Here is an 18971-nt window from a genome sequence, read left to right on the forward strand (position 1 = left end):
GCCCTGCTGAGCAGCGGCCGCCTTCTATCCGATAACAGAGGAGACCTCTGATGTTCCAGACCGATCTGCTGATCAACGGCGAGACCCGTGCAGCATCCACCGGCGCCACCTTCGAGCGCCGCAATCCCGCCACCGGCGACGTCGCCACCCGCGCACGCGCCGCCACCCTCGACGATGTCGACGCCGCCATCGCCGCCGCGCAGGCCGCCTTCCCGGCCTGGTCGGCCATGGCGCCGGGCGCCCGCCGCGCGCTATTGCTCAAAGCCGCCGACAGGATGGAAGCCCTGCGCGGCCGGTTCGTCGAAGCCGCCGTCGAGGAAGCCGGCGGCGCGCCGGTGTGGTACCAGTTCAACGTCACCCTGGCCGCCAACATGCTGCGCGAAGCAGCCTCCATGACGACGCAGATCGCCGGCGAAGTCATCCCGTCCGACGTGCCCGGTTCGCTGGCCATGGGCGTGCGCCAGGCCTGCGGCGTGGTGGTCGGCATCGCGCCCTGGAATGCGCCGGTCATCCTGGGCACGCGCGCGGTGGCCATGCCGCTCGCCTGCGGCAATACCGTCATCCTGAAAGCGTCGGAGCTGTGTCCGGCCCTGCACCGCCTGATCGGCCAGGTGTTCGTCGACGCCGGCTTCCCGCCGGGCGTGGTGAACGTCATCACCAACGCGCCCGACGATGCGCCCGCCATCGTGGAGCGCCTGATCGCCGCGCCGGCCGTGCGCCGCGTGAACTTCACCGGCTCGACCAAGGTCGGCCGCATCATCGCACAGACCGCCGCGAAATACCTGAAGCCGGTGCTGCTGGAACTGGGCGGCAAGAACCCGGTCGTGGTGCTGGACGACGCCGACCTCGACGCCGCCGTCGAAGCCGCCGCCTTCTCCGCCTTCTTCAACCAGGGGCAGATCTGCATGTCGGCCGACCGCATCCTGGTCGATGCCAAGGTGGCCGATGCCTTTGTCGCCAAGCTCGCCGCCAAGACCGCCACTTTGAAAGCCGCGCGTTCGGACGCGCCGCTGGCCGGCATGGTCGACCCGAGCGCCGCCCTGCGCGTGGACGCCATGCTGCAGGATGCGCGCACGCGCGGCGCCACCGTCACCCAAGCCGCTGAAGGCGTGGACGGCAACATCATGCAGCCGGCGATCGTCGACAAGGTGACGCCGGAGATGCTGGTCTACCAGGAAGAATCCTTCGGCCCGATCGTCTCGGTGCTGCGCTTCGACAGCGACGAGGAAGCGATCCGCCTGGCCAACGACAGCGAGTACGGTTTGTCGTCGGCCGTGTTCAGCCGCGACATCGGCCGCGCCATGGCGGTGGCCCAGCGCATCGAGTCGGGCATCTGCCACATCAACGGTCCCACCGTGCACGACGAGGCGCAGATGCCCTTCGGCGGCGTGAAAGGCAGCGGTTACGGACGCTTCGGCGGCAAGGCGGCGATTGCCGAGTTCACGGACCTGCGCTGGATCACGGTCCAGACCACCCCGCGTCACTTCCCGATCTGAACGGAGGCCGCCATGACACTATCATCGATTGTGGAAGGCGGCAGCAGGGGCGTAAAACGGAGATTCGTCGAGCTCGGAAACCCCGAGGTCGCAGCGTACCAGGTGGATGGCACCTGGCACGTGGATGCCGTCACGCCGCTGCAACCCGTACCGGCGGGCTTCACCGACCGCCTGGTCGAAGGCGCGCACAAGCACCCCGAGCGCACCCTGGTGGCGCGCCGCGGGCCGGATGGAGAATGGATCCGCCTGTCGTATGCGCAGGTGCTGGAGAGCGCGCGCCGCATCGGCCAGGCGCTGCTCGACCGCGATTTGTCCGCCGAGCGCCCGTTGGTGATCCTGTCCGGGAACGACCTCGAACACTTCCAGCTGGCCCTTGGCGCCATGTATGCCGGCGTGCCCTATTCGCCGCTGTCGCCGGCCTACTCGCTGGTGGCGACCGACCCGGCCAAGCTGCGCGACCTGATCGAGCAGCTGACGCCTGGCGCCATCTATGCCAGCGACGGCACGGCCTATGCGCGCGTCATCGATGCCGTGCTGCCGGATGGCGTGGAGCTGATCCTGGCCGATGGCGAGGTTGAAGGCCGTACCGCCACGCGCTTCGCCACCCTGCTCGACACCGAACCGGCCGGCATCGACGCGCGCAACGCGCAGGTCGGTCCGCAGACCATCGCCAAGTTCCTGTTCACCTCGGGCTCGACCAAGAAGCCGAAGGCGGTCATCACGACGCATGGCATGTTGTGCAGTAACCAGCAGATGCTGCTGCAGACCTTCCCCTTCCTGGGTATGGACCCGCCAGTGCTGCTCGACTGGCTGCCCTGGAACCATACGTTTGGCGGCAGCCACAACGTCGGCATCGTGCTGTACAACGGCGGCACGCTGTACATCGACGACGGCCGCGCCACCCGACGCGAATTCGAAGGCACGCTGCGCAACCTGCGCGAGATCGCGCCGACCGTCTATTTCAACATCCCGGCCGGCTGGGAGATGCTGGCCGAGGCGCTGGAAACCGACGACGACCTCGCCGCCAACTTCTTCTCGCGCGTAAAGCTGTTCTTCTGCGCCGGCGCCGGGCTGCCGCAGGCCTGCTGGGACCATCTCGACCGCGTGGCCCTGCAGCGCGCCGGCGAAACCATCCGCATCATGACCGGCCTCGGGATGACCGAAACCTCGCCATCCTGCACCTTCGGCACCGGACCGATCGTGAAAGCCGGCTATGTCGGCGTGCCGGCGCCGGGCTGCAAAGTCAAACTGGTGCCCGTCGGCGACAAGCTCGAAGCGCGCTTCCACGGCCCGCATGTGACGCCGGGCTACTGGCGCGCGCCGCACCTCACGGCCGAGGCCTTCGACGAAGACGGCTACTACTGCACCGGCGACGCCCTGCGCTTCGTCGACCCGGACCAGCCGGCGCTCGGCTTCATGTTCGACGGCCGCATCGCCGAGGACTTCAAGCTCAGTTCGGGCACTTTTGTGAGCGTCGGCCCGCTGCGCGCGCGCGTGATCAGCCAGGGCGCGCCGTATGTGCAGGACGCCGTGGTCACGGGCATCAACCGCAGCAGCATCGGCCTGATGGTGTTCCCGCGCCTGGACCATTGCAGCGAACTGGCCGGCCTGCCCGCCGGCTCGCCGGCCGGGGACGTGCTGGCCAGCGCTGCGGTGCGCGATTACTTCAAGGCCCTGCTCGACAAGCTGAACGTCGATGCCAGCGGCTCCTCGAAGCGGATCGAACGCCTTCTCCTGCTCGCCGAGCCGCCGTCGATCGACCATCGCGAGATGACCGACAAGGGCTCGATCAACCAGGCGGCGGTGCTGACCCGGCGCGCGGCGCTGGTGGACGCGCTGTACAACGGCACGCAAGACCAAACGATAGTGGCAGCATGAACGACGTACGGACCTGACTATAACGACAAAGGAGACGACATGAAACTGAAGACCCTCGCTTGCATCGGTTTGGCATTCCTTCCCTTCGCCGGCGGCAGCGCCCAGGCGCAGGACGACACCATCAAGATCGGCGTCATTGCCGCATTGACTGGCCCGTTCGTCAACATCGGCAAGCCCTTCGAGGACGGTATCAAGACCTACATGAAGCAGCATGGCGACACGGTGGCCGGCAAGAAGGTGCAGATCATCTACCGCGACGACGGCGGCAGCAACGTCGAGCTATCCAAGCGCGCGGCACAGGAACTCATCGGCCGCGAAAAAGTGAACTTCCTGATCGGCTTTTCGCTGACGCCGAGCGCGCTGGCGGTGGCCCCGGTCGCCACCCAGGGCAAGACCCCGATGATCGTCATGAATGCGGTCACCACCGGCATCACGGCCAAGTCGCCCTACATGCTGCGCACCTCGATGACGATACAACAGATGACCGAACCCTTCGGCGCCTGGACCGCGAAGAACAAGATCAGCAACGTGTATTCGCTGGTCACCGACTACAGCACCGGCATTGACGCCGAACTGAAGTTCGCCAAGGGCTTGCAGGAAGGCGGCGGCAAGATCGTCGGTTCTTCGCGCGTGCCGCTTGCGAACCCCGACTATTCGCCTTTTGTCCAGCGCGTGAAGGACCAGAAGCCGGACGCGCTGTTCTTCTTCGCGCCCGGCGCGGAAGACGGCGCCGGCCTGCTGAAGGCCTTCAGCGACAAGGGCCTGGACAAGGCGGGCATCAAGTTCCTGGGCGTGGGCGACATGACCAGCGATTCGCCGACCCTGGAAGCACTGGGCGACCGCGCCCTGGGCGCCGTCACGGTGCTGAACTATTCCACCGCCCTGCACAACGAAGCGAATAAAACCTTCCTGAAGGCGTATGCCGAGGCCAATCCCAACCGTCCGGCGCCTACTTTTGTCACCGTGGCGGCCTACGACACCATGGGCATGATCTACGAGACCGTGCGCAGGCTGAACGGCAAGGTCACCGGCGACGCCGCCGTCAAGACCCTGTCGGGCATGAAGTGGAACAGCCCGCGCGGGCCCATCTCCATCGATCCAAAAACCCGCGACATCGTACAGAACATGTACATCCGCGAGGTCAAGAAAGTCAACGGCAAGCTGGTGAACCAGCCAATCGGCGTCCTCAAGGACGTGATGCCCGACTAAGCCTTTTCTTTTTCCCCGCAGTGCAGGCCTGACGCAGCCCATTCATTGGGCTGCGCGGGCCGGTTCGTCCCGACGTTTTGCAAATCCATTTCGGTTTCACGACAGGAGACAACACGCATGAAGATCCCGCACCTCACCGGCTTTGCCGCCATCGCCCTGCTCGGCCTTGCCGGCTGCAGCAGCAACGACCACGACGACCCGCCCGACGTCCCGGCGCCGCCACCGGTGGCCCAGCTGCCGCAACTGAGTCCCGCCGTTGGCGCCACCCTTGGCGCCTGCACCGAACTGGCGGCGCGCGTGACGATTCCCGACACCACCATCACCGCCGCCAACGAGATCGCCGCCGGTGCGCTGACCATCGCCGGCAAGCCGGTGGCCGCCCATTGCCAGGTGCTGGGCCAGATGTTCCGCCGCGTCAGCCCGGTGGACGGCAAGAGCTACGCCATCGGCTTCGAGATGCGCCTGCCGCGCAACTGGAATGGCCGCTTCTTCTACCAGGCGAATGGCGGCGTCGACGGCAGCGTGGTCACGGCGACCGGCCCGGTAGGCGGCGGCGGTCCGCTCGACAATGCCTTGAACCAGGGCTTTGCGGTGCTCAGTTCCGACGCCGGACACGGCGCACCCACGCCCTTCTTCGGCATCGACCCCCAGGCGCGCCTCGAATACGGCTACCAGGCGGTCGGCAAGCTGACCCCGATGGCAAAGAGCCTGATCCAGCTCGCCTACGGCAAGGCGCCCGACCGCTCCTACATTGGCGGCTGCTCGAACGGCGGGCGCCACACCATGGTGGCGGCGGCGCGTTACGCCGAGCAGTACGACGGCTACCTGGCCGGCAATCCGGGTTATCGCCTGCCGCTGGCGGCGCTGGCGAACATCGGCGGGGCCAAGACCTATGCCGCGCTGGCGTCGACGCCCGGGGATCTGACGACCGGCTTTACCCAGGCGGAGCGTTCGCTGGTATCGAACGCGGTGCTGGGCAAGTGCGATGCGCTCGATGGCGCTTCGGACGGGCTGGTCCAGGATACCGGCGCCTGCCAGGCCGCCTTCAGCCTGGAGCGCGATGTACCAACCTGCACCGGCGCGCGCGACGGTACTTGCCTGAGCGGCGCGCAAAAAACCGGGATCGCGGCCCTGTTCAGCGGCGCCAGGACCGAGAGCGGCGCGACCATCTACACCAGCTTCCCGTACGACGCAGGGTTCGGGACCAACGGCTGGGCGAGCTGGAAGTTCGGCGCGCCGATCGACCGCGACTCGGGTGCAGCGGCATTCATCTGGGCGGTGCCGCCGGAAGACCCGACCACCTTCAACGGGCGCGATTTCGTGCTGAACGTGAACCTGGCGAGCTTGCTGGCGCGGGTGAATGCGGCGAATGCCACCTACACCGAATCCGGCATGGGCTTCATGACGCCGCCGATGGCGCCAACCTGGCCAGGCTGAAGAACCGCGGCGCCAAGATGCTGGTTTACCACGGCACCAGCGATCCGATCTTTTCGAGCGACGACACGACGGCGTGGTACGAGGCGCTGCGTACGGCGAACAGCGGCGATGCGTCCAACTTCGCACGCTTCTTCCGGGTGCCGGGGATGAACCATTGCTCGGGCGGACCGGCGCTTGAGCAGTTCGACATGCTGACTCCGCTGGTGAACTGGGTCGAAAAGGGACAGGCGCCGGACAGCGTGCTGGCCAGTGCGCGCGGTGCGGGGAATGCGGGTGGGGTGAATGCGGATTTGCCGGCGGCGTGGTCGGCCAGCCGTTCACGGCCGCTCTGCCCTTACCCGAAGTTCGCGCGGTACAAAGGGAGTGGGAACGTGGAGGATGCGGCGAGTTTCAGTTGTCAGTGAGTTGAGGTTGAGAGCGCGCGGCCAGAAGCTTGCCCGTACGCTTGTTGCGTTTTCTTGAGCGATTACACCCCCTCTCCCTGGAGGCCTTGTTTGATATTTGTTAGTTTGGTTTTGGCCTCGGACGCTTGAGTTATTGGTATGGGTTTGTTATTTTGTTGGTTAGTTACGTTTTTATGATCAAGTAAGGCTTGTGGCGGTTGATTCGTTCTTCGGCTTATTGTTGCTGGTGCGAGGGCGGCCTGCGTTGGGTGGTGGATGAGGCCTGGAGTTTGCTGAGGGGAGCTCTGCTGCTACCGGGAGGGTCCAAGCGACCGTCGCCAATGTGCATTGATTGAGACAGCGTGGCTCAAGAGCCCACCCTACGGGGCTGTGGTTTTCGATGGGCGACGGATGGTGGGTTCGGGAACCCACCCTACTCGGCGCTGCCCTGCCAACCAGACGTAGGGTGGGTTCTTGAACCCACCCTACGCATCCGGCGCAGGGTTCCAAAGAACAGGCACGGTGGGTTCGAGAACCCACCCTACTTGGTGACGGCGATGACGGTGCGGCGGCCGCCCTTGAAGGTGTACAGGGTGATGGCGCCGTCGCGGATGTCGCCGCGGGCGTCGAAGGCGATCGGGCCGGTCACGCCCTTCGTTTCGATCCTGGCCAGCACCGGCAGGTACTTGGCCGGCGCGGACGAGCCGGCCTTGACCATGGCTTCGGCCATCGTCATCACGGCGTCGTAGGCGTACGGCGCGTTGATTTGCACGTCGATGCCGAAGCGCTTCTTGTAGTCGGCGCGGAACTTGTCCATGGCCGGCTTGCCGGCGGCGTCCACCCCGCCCGCCTCGGCGCAGAACACCTGGCCGTCGGCCATGGCGCCGCCGGACAGTTTATGGATCTCGTCCGAGCAGATGCCGTCGCCGCCCATCATCTTGACGTTCATGCCGAGCTGCTTCATCTGGCGCAGCATCGGGCCGGCCACGGCGCTCATCCCGCCGAAGAAGACCAGGTCCGGTTTCGCGGCGCGGATCTTGGTGAGGATGGCATTGAAGTCGCTCGCCTTGTCGTGCGTGAATTCGCGCGCGACGACCGTGGCGCCCTGGCCGCGCAGGCCTTTCGAGAACTCGGTCACCAGGCCCTGGCCGTAGGCGGTGCGGTCGTCGATCACGGCGACGCGGCGCGCGTTCATCTTCTGCACCGCGTAGTGGCCGAGCGCCTGGCCGAGCTGCACGTCGTTGGCCACCACGCGGAAGGCGGTGTTGAAGCCCTGCCTGGTGTACACCGGGCTGGTGCTCGACGGCGAAATCTGCGGGATGCCGGCCTGGTTGTAGATTTTTGACGCGGGAATCGTGGTGCCCGAAGTTTCGTGGCCGACCACGCCGTTCACACGGCCGTCGACCAGCTTCTGCGCCACGTTGGTCGCCTGCTTCGGATCGCCGCCGTCGTCTTCGGCCACCAGCTCGAAGCGCACCTTCTTGCCGCCGATGACGACGCCGCGCGCGTTCAGGGCCTCGATCGCCATGCGGGCGCCGTTTTCGGTGTCCTTGCCGAAGTAGGAGACGGGGCCGGTGACGGCGGCCGAGTGGCCGATTTTGACCACTTCCTGGGCAGTGGCGAAGCCAGAGAGAGTCAGGAGGGAGGCGGCGATGGCGTACTTCTTCATTGGTTCCTTATCGATGTGTCTTGTGATGTGCGTAGCGGGCCGGGACGACAGCCGCTACCAGGCAGGCGTGGGCGAGCAGCCACACGTAGAAGCCTGCGAGCATCCGATCGCCGCCGCGTAATACGAAAGGCGAAACTATAGCAAGGATCGGGCCGCAGAGTGTGCAGGCCAGGAGCCAGTCATGTCGGCGTTCCGCCTTGCAGGTCACCGCACATGTAGATGGCGACGGCAGGATAGCTTGCCAGCGCCAGCCGGGCGGTACCCTCCTCGCAAGCCTGCTTCGCAAAACCCAGCTTTTCCCAGAAGGGCTGCGATTCCTGGACAGACACGAGCGCGCACTGCCGCAGCCCCGCTCCAGCCGCCAATGAACGCAGGCTCTCAACCAGCTGCCTGGCAATGCCCAGCCCGGCCGCGGCCGGCGCCACCGACAGGTCGTGAATATAGAGCGTGTCGCCGCCCTCCTTCACCTCGAAGGCGGCGCCCAGTGGCGTCACAGCGCCGGCGGCGCTGCGGTAGGCAAATGCATACGCGCAGAGGGCGCCGCCGTGTACGGCGACCAGCGTCGTATCGCCCGTCGCCAGCAGGCGAGCCAGCACCACGTCGCGCGGCTCCTGCATGGCAGGCGGATAACAAGCCGCCTGGACGCCCAGGACGGCGTCGAGGTCATCCTCGCGGATGGAACGGATCTGCAAGGAAGCAGGCGAGATCATACGGTAGCCCAACGAAAAAAAGCCATCCTAACGCCAAGCCGGCAATTTGCCCAGCCGTGGCGCAGTTGCCACGCAGAATTTTGTTTCCGCACGATTTGACGCTGCCGGGCAGTGGTTGCGCCCCTTCCGGCATACTGGGGTTTCGTTTGCCCGCCTGGACGAAAGCCGACCATGACGACCACGCCGGAACCACAGCGCACCCCGCCCGCGACCGTACAACAGGCCGATGAGCTGCCCTTCCGCACCCTGCTCTACCGCTTCATTTTCTTCGACTGGCTGTTCAAGGACGTCGGCGGCGCGCGCACGGCCGTCGAGCGCCACGCCGCCTTCCAGCACAACCGGCGCATGAGCGTCTACCTGCCGGTCTACCTGCGGCGCTGGTCCTTCCTCACCGCCTTCGACTTCGTGCTGGGCTTCGTGTTCGAGCGCGCCCTGCAGGCGACGCTGCTGTCGGCCTGGTTCTTTACCTGGAGCTGCGTGACGGCCACCGGCATGGTCGTGATCACGGTCGCCTGGCTTTTCCTGACCCAGCCGCCGCAGCGGTGACATCGCACCCGCGCAACACCTGTTCGAAATCGAGGGTTGACACCGAACTATATTCGGCCTACAGTCATATCAATGTCTATCCAATTGCATCTGCTAACTGTCCTACCGCTCGCCGGCGCGCTATCGCCAGCGTCGCTACTACTACGCGCCTGAACGTCGCGTTCGCGTCCGGCCACCATTGCCGGCACCCTAAAAAGTAGTTACAGGAAGTTGTACGATGCCAGTCCCTCAGAATTCCTCGTCATTCACCATCCGCCAGGGGTCGGCCCTGCCAGCCGGCGCACGCGCCGTGTTTCGTCTGCTGCTAAAACTACCGATCGGTTGCCGGGCCTAGCGTTTCGTGGCCCGTCCGGCAGCCTCCCCGCCACACCAGCGCCTTCCAGGCAAGCATTCACAGCACAAGCAGGAGTACCGATCATGTTGACCAATCCATCCGCCAAATACCGCCCGTTCGCCGCCGTCCCATTGGAAAACCGCCAGTGGCCGGGCAAGACCATCACCCAGCCGCCGATCTGGATGAGCACCGACCTGCGCGACGGTAATCAGGCCCTCATCGAGCCGATGAGCGCCGACAAGAAACTGCGCTTCTTCCAGACCCTGGTCCAGATCGGCCTGAAGGAAATCGAAGTCGGCTTCCCGTCTGCCTCGCAGACCGACTTCGATTTCGTGCGCATGCTGGTCGAGGACGGCCACATTCCCGACGACGTCACCATCATCGTCCTGACCCAGGCGCGCGACGAGCTGATTCGCCGCACCGTGGATTCCGCCGTCGGCGCCAAACGGGCCATCGTCCACATCTACAACTCGGTGGCGCCGGTGTTCCGCCGCGTGGTGTTCGGCATGGAGCGCGAGGAGATCGTGCAGATCGCCGTCAACGGCACACGGCTGATCAAGGAGCTCGTTGCCCAGCACCCGCAAACCCAATGGGGTTTGGAGTATTCGCCGGAGTCGTTCTCCACCACCGAACTCGATTTCTCGAAGCAGATCACCGACGCCGTCAGCGCCGAATGGCAGCCGACGCCCGAGAACAAGATGATCGTCAACCTGCCGTCGACCGTGGAAGCGAGCACCCCGAACGTGTACGCCGACCAGATCGAATGGATGTGCCGGAACCTGAAAAACCGCGAATCGCTCGTCATCAGCGTCCACCCGCACAACGACCGCGGCACGGCGGTGGCGGCGGCCGAACTGGCGGTGATGGCCGGCGCCGACCGCGTGGAGGGATGTCTGTTCGGGAACGGCGAACGCACCGGCAACGTCGACCTGGTCACCCTCGCCATGAACCTGTATACGCAAGGCGTACACCCGGGCCTGGACTTTTCCGACATCGACGCCGTGCGCCAGCTGGTCGAGGAATGCAACCAGCTGCCGGTGCACCCGCGCCACCCGTATGCCGGCGACCTGGTCTTCACCGCCTTCTCGGGTTCGCACCAGGATGCGATCAAGAAGGGCTTCGCCAAGCAGCAGCCGGACGCGATCTGGGAAGTGCCCTACCTGCCGATCGATCCGGCCGACCTGGGCCGCAGCTACGATGCCGTGATCCGTGTGAACAGCCAATCCGGCAAGGGCGGCATGGCCTACCTGCTCGAACAGGAATACGGCCTGCAGCTGCCGCGCCGCCTGCAGATCGAATTCTCGCGCGTGGTGCAGCAGCTGGCCGACAGCAGCGGCCGCGAAATCGCCGCCAGCGACATCCACGCCCTGTTCGGGCGCGAATACCTGGAACAGCAGGCGCCGTGGCGCTACGTGTCGCACCGCATGACCGAAGACAGCACGGGCGAGCAGCCGGTGCAGATCGAGGTGACGGCGCAGCAGGAGCGCGTGCAGGCGGTGCGGCGCGGCGTTGGCAACGGCCCGATCGACGCCTTCGTGAATGCCCTCGGCCTCGACATCCGCCTGATGGACTACCACGAGCACTCGATCGGCTCCGGCGCGAATGCGCGCGCGGCCTGCTATGTCGAGCTGCGCGTCGGGAACGGCCCGACCCTGTTCGGCGCCGGCATCGACAGCAACATCGTCACCGCGTCCTTCCACGCGGTGCTGTCGGCGGTGAACCGCCATATCGGCGCCACGGCCAGCGGCGCGGCTCCACTGGCCGCCTGACCGGCCTTTGGTGAGGATGTGCCTGCGCCGCCGCGGCGGCGCCGGACGCAGGCGCTATAATCGCGCGTTGTCTGCAGGATAACGCCGATTTTTCCTCATCCTTGGAATGCGAATGAAACAAACCCTGTATATGCTCCCCCTGGTCCTGGTTTCGGCGGCCGGGCCTGCGTTGGCGGACGATGCCGCCTTGCTGAAGTGCCGCGCGCTCACCGATCTTGTCCCGCGTGTCGCCTGCTACGACGCGATCCCGGTCGCTTCGCTTGCGCCCCCTGTCGCCCCAAGCTCCACCGTTGCCACCCCCGCTGCCGCCAAGGCGCCGGAACAGGATTTCGGCCTCACGCCGCCGGTCAAGAAGGTCGAGCAGGCGTCTTCGTTCCGCAGCACGGTGGTCGGCGCCTTCGACGGCTGGGCCCCCGGCACGCGGATCACGCTGGCCAACGGCCAGGTCTGGCGCGTTTCCGACAACAGCGAGGCGGTCCTGCCGCCGATGCAGGAACCGCAGGTCGAAGTCTCGCGCGGCCTGCTGGGCGCCTTCTTCCTGCAGGTCGTGGGGCGACCCAACACGGCGCGCGTGGTGCGCGTCCAGTAGCGCAGCGAGGGGGCCGGCGGCGATCCCGCCCGGGCGCCAGGCACGGGGCTGCCCGCGCACCGCTTCCTGTGGCTATAATCGAACTCAGCCGTGCACTGGCGCGGCGCGTTCACTTTACGGATAGCCCATGAAGAAAGCTTCGCCCCTGCTCCTGCCGTTGTTCCTGCCACTGTTCCTGTCCGCTCCCGGCGCCGCCCTGGCCGACGACGCCGCCGTCCTGGCATGCCGCAGCCTTGCCGACGCCGCCCAGCGCCTGGCCTGCTACGACGCGATGCCGGTCGGCGCAGCTTCGATAAACGCGGCATCGGCGCCGCCCGCCGCCCGGGCGCCGGAACAGCGCTTCGGCATCAAGCAGCAGCAGGTCAAGGAAGCCGAACCCGAGCAGATCGAAAGCAGCATCGCCGGCGACTTCGACGGCTGGAGCGGCAACACCACCATCAAGCTCGCCAATGGCCAGGTCTGGCGCATCACCGACGGCAGCCAGGCCGTGCTGCCGCGCATGCATAACCCGAAGGTGCGCATCAAGCGCGGCCTGTTCGGCGGCGCTTTCTTCTTCCAGGTGGACGGCCAGAACAGCACGGCGCGCGTACGGCGCGTCCAGTAGGCGCGTCCATGACGAAAAGCGAAGCCCGGCGCACGGCCATCCTGCGCACGGCGACCGAAGTGTTCCACGAGGCCGGCTTCGACCGCGCCTCGATGTCCGACATCTGCAACCGCGTCGGTTATTCGAAGGCGACGGTGTACGCCTACTTCAAGTCGAAGGAAGAGCTGCTGGTAGCCATCGCCCTGGATGCCGCCGAAGCCGAGTACGCAGCGGCGCGTGCCGCGCTGGCGGAAAGCCCCGCCGGCATCCGCGCCACGCTCGAACATGTGGGCCGGCGCTACCTGGCCTTTGCCTGCGCGCCCGAAACGCTGGCCACGCGCCGGCTGGTGCTGGCCGAAGCGGCGCGCTCCAGCCTGGGCAACCAGTGCTACGATCTCGGCCCCGGCCGCGTGATCGCCGCCCTGGCCGCCCTGCTGCACCAGGCCATGGACGACGGCGAGCTGGTCGAAGCCGGCAGCGAACTGGCGGCGCGCCACCTGAAGGCCCTGTTCGATGCCGAGTGGGGCGAGCGCCTGCTGTTCCAGGCCATCGAGGCCCTGGGGCCGGAACAGCTGGAGGCCAGCGCCGAGCGCGCCGTGGGCGTCTTCCTTGCCGCGTATGGCGCGCGTACCCCCGGGGCCGCCGCTGCCTGAATCCTGTCTGCCTGATGAAAACATTCTGCTTCATTGCCCTGCTCGGCCTGCACCTGGGCGCCGGCGCCGCCGACCTGGCCAACGGCCAGCGCCTGTTCAACGTGCGCTGCGCATCCTGCCACGCGGTCGGGCCGGCGGCCAGCAACGGTTTCGGCCCGCAGCTGAACGGCCTGTTCGGGCGACGCGCCGGCAGCGGCTCCGGCTACAGCTATTCGCCGGCCATGAAACGCGCCGGCATCGTCTGGAACGACAAGACCCTGGCCGCCTTCCTCGACGACCCGGGCGACGTGGTTCCCGGCACCAAGATGCGCTTCTGGGGCATGAGCGACCAGAAGCAGGTGGCCGATTTGCTTGCCTGGCTGCGTAGCCAGCAGCCGGCGCCGAAGCGCTGACCTCAGTTCGCGTGTAAGCGCGGCGCCGCGTTTGTCTGGTTTCGCCTGCTGATGCGTGAACATGCGCTGATTCGCACTATTTTATGCCGGTTTCTGCTTTTTCTTGCCTGTTCATGGATGGCAAGTTATGATCCGTGCTCATTTCTGGAGCACTCCATGCAACTACCCGAAGAACGGCGCCGGCTGATCCTCGACGCCGTCGAGCGCGAAGGCAAGGTCCTGGCGGCCGAGCTGGCCACCCGGCTGGGCGCCTCGGAAGACACCGTACGCCGCGACTTGCGCGACCTCGACAACGCCGGCCTGCTGCGCCGTGTGCATGGCGGCGCCCTGCGCCGCACCATGGGCGAAGCGCCGCTGCAGCAGCGTGCCGAACGCGACGGGCCGCGCAAGGCGGCGCTCGGCCTCGCCCTGCGCAGCCTCGTCAAGCCACACGACACCGTGCTGATCGATGCCGGCTCGACCAACCTGGCGCTGGTGCAGCAGTTGGGCGATGGCTGCGCCGCGGCGATCGTCACCAACAGCCCGCAGGTGGCGCTGGCGCTGCGCGGCTTCCAGCGCACGCGCATCGTGCTGATCGGCGGCGTGTATTCGCCCACTTGCGGCGCCGCCCTCGGCGCCCAGGCCGTGGCCGAGGTCGGGCGCATCCATGCCGATATATGCATCGTCGGCGTATGCGCGGTCCATGTGCAGAAAGGCCTGTACGCCGCCGACCCGGAAGAAGCGCTGTTCAAGCGCGCCATGCTGGCGGCGTCCAGCCGCCGCGCCGCCGCCGTTCTCAACGAACGCCTGCTCGACGCCGCGCCGTTTGCCGTTGCCGCCCTCGCCGAACTCGATCACCTGGTGCTCGAGGCGGACGCGCCGCCCGACGTACTGGCACGCCTGCGCGACGCCGCCGGCGGCCCCGATATCCTTCTCGCCAACAAGGTCGCATGATGTCTCCAACCAGCCCCTCGCCGGACGCCGTGCGCCGCGCGCGCCGCGCCATCTCCACCATCTTCCTGCTGAACGGGGCCGGCATCGGCGCCTGGGCCGTGCATGTGCCCACGGTGCAGGCGCGCGCCGGCTTCGACACCGCCACCCTCGGCCTGCTGCTGCTGACCATCGCCGGCGGCGCCATGGCGGCGATGCCGCTGTGCGGCGCGCTGATCGCGCGCCATGGCAGCCGGCGCCTGACGCTGGCCTCGGCGCTGCTGTTCCCGATCACGCTGGCGGCCCTGGTCGGCGCCTCGGCGCCGGCCTCCCTGTTCGTCTTCGCTTTCCTGTTCGGCGCCGCCAACGGCACGCTCGACGTTGCCATGAACGCGAATGCGACCGAAGTCGAAAAGGCGCGCGGTGTGCCGACCATGTCGTCTTTCCACGGTTTTTTCAGCCTGGGAGGATTGTTCGGTGCGGCGCTGGGCGGCCTGATGCTGAAGTTCGGCCTGGGCGACGGCAACGGCGTGCTGGTCCTGGCGGGCGTGATGCTGGTTGCGGTGATGCTGACGGTGAGCTCGACGCTGCATGTAGCGCCGGTGCCGGGCGAGCATGGCCCCGGGGTGCGCCTGCCGCGCGGACCGGCGCTGTATCTCGGCCTGCTGGCCCTGCTGTGCATGGCGGTGGAAGGCGCGCTGGTCGACTGGAGCGCGCTGGTGCTCAGGGAGCAGACCGGCGCCTCGGCGGCGCAGGCGGCGCTGGGCTTCTCGCTGTTCTCGATCGCGATGGCGGCCTGCCGCTTTGCCGGCGACGGCCTGGTGCTGCGCTTCGGCGCGCGCGGCGTGATGGTGGCGGGCGGGCTGGCGATGGCGGCCGGGGTGCTGCTGGCGGTCAGCACGGGGAATGTCGTGATCGCGGCGCTGGGCTTCGGGCTGGTGGGGCTGGGGGCGGCGAACGTGGTGCCGGTGATCTTTACCGCGGCGGCGCGCACGCCGGGCATGGCGCCGGGCGTGGGGCTGGCGACGGCGGCCACGGTGGGATACAGCGGGCTGCTGCTCGGGCCGCCGGTGATCGGGTGGATTGCGGCGCATGCCGGGCTGGCGGTAGGGGTCGGGTCGCTGGCGCTGGCGGGGGTGGTGATTGCGGCGAGTGCGAATATCGTGCGGGGTGCGGGGGCGAATGCGGTGGCGGCGAAAGCGGAGGGCGAGGTGGTGCGGGATTAGGACCGTTCCGTACCGGTGGGTCGAGAACCCACCCTACGCATTTGATGGCGGCGGGTTCGTCGTTTCGACTGGCGGCTGTTCCATACCGCGTGGGCTCAAGAGCCCACCCTACGTATCGCGGGTTTCGTAGGGTGGGCTCTTGAGCCCACGCGGTCTGACGCCTGAAATCACGCAGCGCCAACAAAGGCCACTACACCTCCCCCTCCCCCTCCCCCGCCAGATTCGCCCTTACCCGCTGCAACAGCGCATGCAGCTGCTCGCGCTCCGCTTCGCTGATCCCGTCCAGCGCCACGCCCGACAACGCCGNTGAAATCACGCAGCGCCAACAAAGGCCACTACACCTCCCCCTCCCCCTCCCCCGCCAGATTCGCCCTTACCCGCTGCAACAGCGCATGCAGCTGCTCGCGCTCCGCTTCGCTGATCCCGTCCAGCGCCACGCCCGACAACGCCGCGCCGACCTGGTGCAAGCGCCCGTGCAGCGCCTCCCCCGCCTGGCTCAGGTGCAGCCGCGTGCTGCGCCGGTCGGCCTGGTCCGCGCTGGCGTCGAGCAAGCCACGTTCGCGCAAGCCCTTGATCAAGCGCGTCAGCTGCGCCTTGTCGCGCCCCGAATGCGCCACCAGGTCGCTCAGCGTGGCGCCGGGCTGGCGCGCGAAGAAGCGCAGGACCTTGCTTTCCATGTGCGTCAGCTCGTGCTCGCCGTCGGCAAACGCCCGGAACTGCTGCGCCCGGTACAGGTGCATGATCGAATGGATGGCGTCGAACACATCGCCCACCGTCCCCGACGGTTTTTCGTTGACTTTATCAACTGGTTTTCGCATAATAGGTGACATTATCAACTAGTTTGGATGAATCATGGAACAGCAATCCCGCAAGACCGTCCAGCGCGTGCGCCATGAGCTGCGCATGCGCGAAGTCAGCGTCGCCAGCATCGCACCAAGCGGCGAGCACTTCGCCAGCATCACCTTCCAGGGCGAGGCCCTGGCCGATTTCGTCTCGCTCTCCTTCGACGACCATGTGAAGTTCATGTTCGACGACGGCGCCGGTAACCAGGTGCGGCGCGACTATACGCCGCGCCGCTTCAACGCGCAATCGCGCGAGCTGACCATCGAGTTTGCCTTGCACGGCGACGGCGCGGCATCGAACTGGGCGCGCCATGCGCAACCAGGAGACCGGGCCATCGTCGGCGGCCCGCGCGGCTCGATGATCATCCCGCCCGACTTCGACTGGCACCTGCTGGCCGGCGACAGCACCGCCCTGCCGGCCATGCGCCGCCGCCTGGAAGAGCTGCCGGCCCAGGTGCGCGCCATGGTGGTCGTGCTTGCCGGCGACGGCGACCGCCTGCCGTTCACCAGCGCCGCGCACATCGACGTGCACTGGGTCGACAGCGAGGATGCCCTGCTCGAACGCGTGCGTGCATGCACGCTGCCGGCGGGCGAAGGCTTTGCCTGGGGTGCAGGCGAAGCGGCCACCATGCGCCGCCTGCGCGCGCTGCTGGCCGAAGAAAAAGGCATCGCCAAGGAAGCGATGCGCGTGTCGGCCTACTGGAAACAGGGTGTGGCCGACCACCACGAGAACCTCGAGTAAGCTCGCACCGGCGGAGCGCGCCGCTCAGCCCTTGCGGCCGTGCAGCGCCTGGCGCGAGCGCTTGCGTTCCTCGGCCTTCTGGTAGCGGCGCACGGCGTCTTCGCCTTCCGGCACCAGCTTCGGCACGGCCTGCGGCTTGCGATGCTCGTCCACCGCCACCATCGTGAAATAGCAGCTGTTCGCGTGGCGCACGGTGCGCTGCTGGATGTTTTCCGTCACTACGCGGATGCCGACTTCCATCGAGCTGGTGCCGGTATAGTTCACCGAGGCCAGGAAGGTCACAAGCTCGCCCACGTGTATCGGCTCCAGGAACATCACCTGGTCCACCGACAGCGTCACCACATAGGAACCCGAGTAGCGGCTGGCGCAGGCATAGGCCACGCTGTCGAGGAATTTCAGGATGGTGCCGCCGTGGACGTTGCCCGAGAAGTTCGCCATGTCGGGCGTCATCAGGACCGTCATGGTCAGTTCGTGGATCGGGCGTCCGTGCTGGTCGTTCATGGTGTGGGCCTGCGAGGCTGAAGATCAAAAAACCATTGTAGCGGGATTCCGCGCGACTTTCCCATATGCAATCAGCTCAGGCCGGCGCAAACGCCACGTTCCCCTCGACCGCCAGCCGTCCCTCGCACACCAGCGCAAAGGCGGCGCCACCGGGCGCATGCAGCATCTGCACGTGCGCGCCCAGCGGCACGGTGGAGCGAAAGCGCACGTCGGCTGCACGCACGCGTCCGCCCTGCGCTTCCAGGCAGACCAGCGCCTTGGCGACCGAATGCATGCCGTGGATGATGGGTGCGCGCAGCCCGAACAGCCGCGCCGCCGGCCGCGCCAGGTGGATCGGATTCCAGTCGCCCGACGCGCGCGCATAGGCGCGGCCGGCATCGTGTTGCACGTCCCAGCCGCCGAACACCGGCAGCGCCGGCGCCGGCTGTGGCGCGCTGCGCGCTCCGCTTCTCCGTCCGGGCAGCGCCAGGTACTTGCTGGTGCAGTCGAACACCTCGGTTGCACCATCCCATGCCGTGGTGTCGAGCACGCAAAAGCGCGCGCCGGATGCCGTCGGCGGGTCGATCCGCACCTGCGTGATCAGCCGCAGCGGCGTGCCGGCCGCCACCCGCGCATGCTCGGCGACGCTGTTCTCGATATGGACCATGCCCGGCAGCCGGAACGGAAACGCCGGCGCCAGCATGCTCGCCAGGTGGGCACGCTGCACCAGCAGGTAATGCGCGCTCACCGGCTGCGCACCCGGCGCAAAGCCGAGTAAAGCGTTGTAGCGCGCCAGCGCGCCCGGACCGGGAGCCGTGCAGGCGAAGACGGTCGCCGGCAGCTGCGGCATTTGATTGACGCCGGCGCCGCGCTTGAACAGCGCACGCAACAGCAGGCCGGCGCCGGCGGGCGGCAGCGGCGCGTCCGGCATCTGCAATGACTGGTTCTGGAACAAGGCGCAACTCCTGCGGGGCGAAACCGAATTATACGGGGCCAAAGCGGCCATTCCGGCAATGTTGGCGCTTTCAAAACGGCAGCTGCAACAAACCCCGCGAATTGACCGATAATAGTGGTTTTGCGGGCAGCCGGGCAGCATCGCGCGCCCACCCGCCGTTTCTGGAGAC

Annotated in this window: 17 protein-coding genes and 1 pseudogene; 13 read left to right on the forward strand and 5 right to left on the reverse strand. The window is 67.1% G+C overall.

The features are described from left to right. The first annotated feature begins 50 nt into the window (after nt 1-50). From QWL29_RS17235 to QWL29_RS17250, 4 genes and pseudogenes are all read left to right on the forward strand, one after another. Nucleotides 51-1496: an aldehyde dehydrogenase gene (locus QWL29_RS17235; protein ID WP_305824109.1), complete on the forward strand. Its 1446-nt coding sequence runs from the start codon at nt 51-53 to the stop codon at nt 1494-1496. Between the two features lie 12 nt (nt 1497-1508). Further along, nucleotides 1509-3374, forward strand: coding sequence for a feruloyl-CoA synthase (locus QWL29_RS17240; protein WP_305824110.1), 1866 nt, complete (start codon nt 1509-1511; stop codon nt 3372-3374). Nucleotides 3375-3413: 39 nt separating this feature from the next. Continuing rightward, nucleotides 3414-4583, forward strand: a complete 1170-nt coding sequence (locus tag QWL29_RS17245; protein ID WP_305824111.1) for an ABC transporter substrate-binding protein — start codon at nt 3414-3416, stop codon at nt 4581-4583. Nucleotides 4584-4700: 117 nt separating this feature from the next. Then, nucleotides 4701-6424 (forward strand): annotated as a pseudogene (locus QWL29_RS17250) (tannase/feruloyl esterase family alpha/beta hydrolase). Nucleotides 6425-6944: 520 nt separating this feature from the next. Here QWL29_RS17250 and QWL29_RS17255 read toward each other — a convergent pair. Both QWL29_RS17255 and QWL29_RS17260 read right to left on the reverse strand, forming a co-directional pair. Then, a complete protein-coding gene (locus QWL29_RS17255; protein ID WP_305824112.1) occupies nt 6945-8072 on the reverse strand; it encodes a branched-chain amino acid ABC transporter substrate-binding protein in 1128 nt (375 codons plus the stop codon). A 179-nt stretch (nt 8073-8251) separates the two neighbouring features. Beyond that, nucleotides 8252-8782 carry a GNAT family N-acetyltransferase gene (locus QWL29_RS17260; protein WP_305824113.1) on the reverse strand — a complete coding sequence of 177 codons (531 nt, stop codon included), beginning with the start codon at nt 8780-8782 and terminating at the stop codon, nt 8252-8254. Nucleotides 8783-8953: 171 nt separating this feature from the next. Between QWL29_RS17260 and QWL29_RS17265 the strand changes: the two genes are divergently transcribed. The 8 genes from QWL29_RS17265 to QWL29_RS17300 all read left to right on the forward strand — a co-directional run bounded on the left by QWL29_RS17265 (nt 8954) and on the right by QWL29_RS17300 (nt 15783). Continuing rightward, entirely contained in the window at nt 8954-9328 is a 375-nt protein-coding gene (locus tag QWL29_RS17265) for a hypothetical protein (RefSeq protein WP_305824114.1), read from the forward strand. Between the two features lie 414 nt (nt 9329-9742). Continuing rightward, nucleotides 9743-11431: a 2-isopropylmalate synthase gene (gene leuA, locus QWL29_RS17270; protein WP_305824166.1), complete on the forward strand. Its 1689-nt coding sequence runs from the start codon at nt 9743-9745 to the stop codon at nt 11429-11431. A gap of 112 nt (nt 11432-11543) precedes the next feature. Next, nucleotides 11544-12020, forward strand: coding sequence for a thioredoxin domain-containing protein (locus QWL29_RS17275; RefSeq protein ID WP_305824115.1), 477 nt, complete (start codon nt 11544-11546; stop codon nt 12018-12020). Between the two features lie 127 nt (nt 12021-12147). After that, nucleotides 12148-12624, forward strand: coding sequence for a hypothetical protein (locus QWL29_RS17280; protein WP_305824116.1), 477 nt, complete (start codon nt 12148-12150; stop codon nt 12622-12624). Nucleotides 12625-12632: 8 nt separating this feature from the next. Further along, the gene (locus QWL29_RS17285; protein ID WP_305824117.1) at nt 12633-13256 is read left to right on the forward strand and encodes a TetR/AcrR family transcriptional regulator; all 624 of its coding nucleotides are present in this window, start codon (nt 12633-12635) and stop codon (nt 13254-13256) included. Between the two features lie 14 nt (nt 13257-13270). Then, nucleotides 13271-13648 (forward strand): c-type cytochrome, encoded by a 378-nt coding sequence (locus QWL29_RS17290; RefSeq protein WP_305824118.1) that lies wholly within the window; start codon nt 13271-13273, stop codon nt 13646-13648. 156 nt (nt 13649-13804) lie between these two features. Next, nucleotides 13805-14581 (forward strand): DeoR/GlpR family DNA-binding transcription regulator, encoded by a 777-nt coding sequence (locus tag QWL29_RS17295; RefSeq protein WP_305824119.1) that lies wholly within the window; start codon nt 13805-13807, stop codon nt 14579-14581. Then, on the forward strand, nt 14578-15783 hold the full coding sequence (locus QWL29_RS17300) for an MFS transporter (protein ID WP_305824120.1): 1206 nt from the start codon (nt 14578-14580) through the stop codon (nt 15781-15783). The genes QWL29_RS17295 and QWL29_RS17300 overlap by 4 nt, the downstream gene beginning before the upstream one ends. Before the next feature lie 335 nt (nt 15784-16118). On the opposite strand, the gene QWL29_RS17305 is transcribed toward QWL29_RS17300, so the two are convergent. Beyond that, entirely contained in the window at nt 16119-16601 is a 483-nt protein-coding gene (locus QWL29_RS17305) for a MarR family winged helix-turn-helix transcriptional regulator (RefSeq protein WP_305824121.1), read from the reverse strand. 34 nt (nt 16602-16635) lie between these two features. On the opposite strand from QWL29_RS17305, the gene QWL29_RS17310 reads away from it, so the two are divergent. After that, a complete protein-coding gene (locus QWL29_RS17310; protein WP_305824122.1) occupies nt 16636-17367 on the forward strand; it encodes a siderophore-interacting protein in 732 nt (243 codons plus the stop codon). Between the two features lie 24 nt (nt 17368-17391). On the opposite strand, the gene QWL29_RS17315 is transcribed toward QWL29_RS17310, so the two are convergent. Continuing rightward, the gene (locus QWL29_RS17315; RefSeq protein ID WP_305824123.1) at nt 17392-17868 is read right to left on the reverse strand and encodes an acyl-CoA thioesterase; all 477 of its coding nucleotides are present in this window, start codon (nt 17866-17868) and stop codon (nt 17392-17394) included. A 76-nt stretch (nt 17869-17944) separates the two neighbouring features. Continuing rightward, nucleotides 17945-18802, reverse strand: coding sequence for a MaoC/PaaZ C-terminal domain-containing protein (locus tag QWL29_RS17320; protein WP_305824124.1), 858 nt, complete (start codon nt 18800-18802; stop codon nt 17945-17947). Between the last annotated feature and the right edge of the window lie 169 nt (nt 18803-18971).

This window comes from Massilia brevitalea (assembly GCF_030711405.1).
Classification (GTDB): Bacteria; Pseudomonadota; Gammaproteobacteria; order Burkholderiales; family Burkholderiaceae_D; genus Telluria; species Telluria brevitalea.

Coding starts and splice junctions, on each gene's coding strand:
- QWL29_RS17235 (WP_305824109.1), top strand. CDS start 51: ATGTTCCAGACCGATCTGCTGATCAACGGCGAGACCCGTGCAGCATCC.
- QWL29_RS17240 (WP_305824110.1), top strand. CDS start 1,509: ATGACACTATCATCGATTGTGGAAGGCGGCAGCAGGGGCGTAAAACGG.
- QWL29_RS17245 (WP_305824111.1), top strand. CDS start 3,414: ATGAAACTGAAGACCCTCGCTTGCATCGGTTTGGCATTCCTTCCCTTC.
- QWL29_RS17255 (WP_305824112.1), bottom strand. CDS start 8,072: ATGAAGAAGTACGCCATCGCCGCCTCCCTCCTGACTCTCTCTGGCTTC.
- QWL29_RS17260 (WP_305824113.1), bottom strand. CDS start 8,782: ATGATCTCGCCTGCTTCCTTGCAGATCCGTTCCATCCGCGAGGATGAC.
- QWL29_RS17265 (WP_305824114.1), top strand. CDS start 8,954: ATGACGACCACGCCGGAACCACAGCGCACCCCGCCCGCGACCGTACAA.
- QWL29_RS17275 (WP_305824115.1), top strand. CDS start 11,544: ATGAAACAAACCCTGTATATGCTCCCCCTGGTCCTGGTTTCGGCGGCC.
- QWL29_RS17280 (WP_305824116.1), top strand. CDS start 12,148: ATGAAGAAAGCTTCGCCCCTGCTCCTGCCGTTGTTCCTGCCACTGTTC.
- QWL29_RS17285 (WP_305824117.1), top strand. CDS start 12,633: ATGACGAAAAGCGAAGCCCGGCGCACGGCCATCCTGCGCACGGCGACC.
- QWL29_RS17290 (WP_305824118.1), top strand. CDS start 13,271: ATGAAAACATTCTGCTTCATTGCCCTGCTCGGCCTGCACCTGGGCGCC.
- QWL29_RS17295 (WP_305824119.1), top strand. CDS start 13,805: ATGCAACTACCCGAAGAACGGCGCCGGCTGATCCTCGACGCCGTCGAG.
- QWL29_RS17300 (WP_305824120.1), top strand. CDS start 14,578: ATGATGTCTCCAACCAGCCCCTCGCCGGACGCCGTGCGCCGCGCGCGC.
- QWL29_RS17305 (WP_305824121.1), bottom strand. CDS start 16,601: ATGCGAAAACCAGTTGATAAAGTCAACGAAAAACCGTCGGGGACGGTG.
- QWL29_RS17310 (WP_305824122.1), top strand. CDS start 16,636: ATGGAACAGCAATCCCGCAAGACCGTCCAGCGCGTGCGCCATGAGCTG.
- QWL29_RS17315 (WP_305824123.1), bottom strand. CDS start 17,868: ATGAACGACCAGCACGGACGCCCGATCCACGAACTGACCATGACGGTC.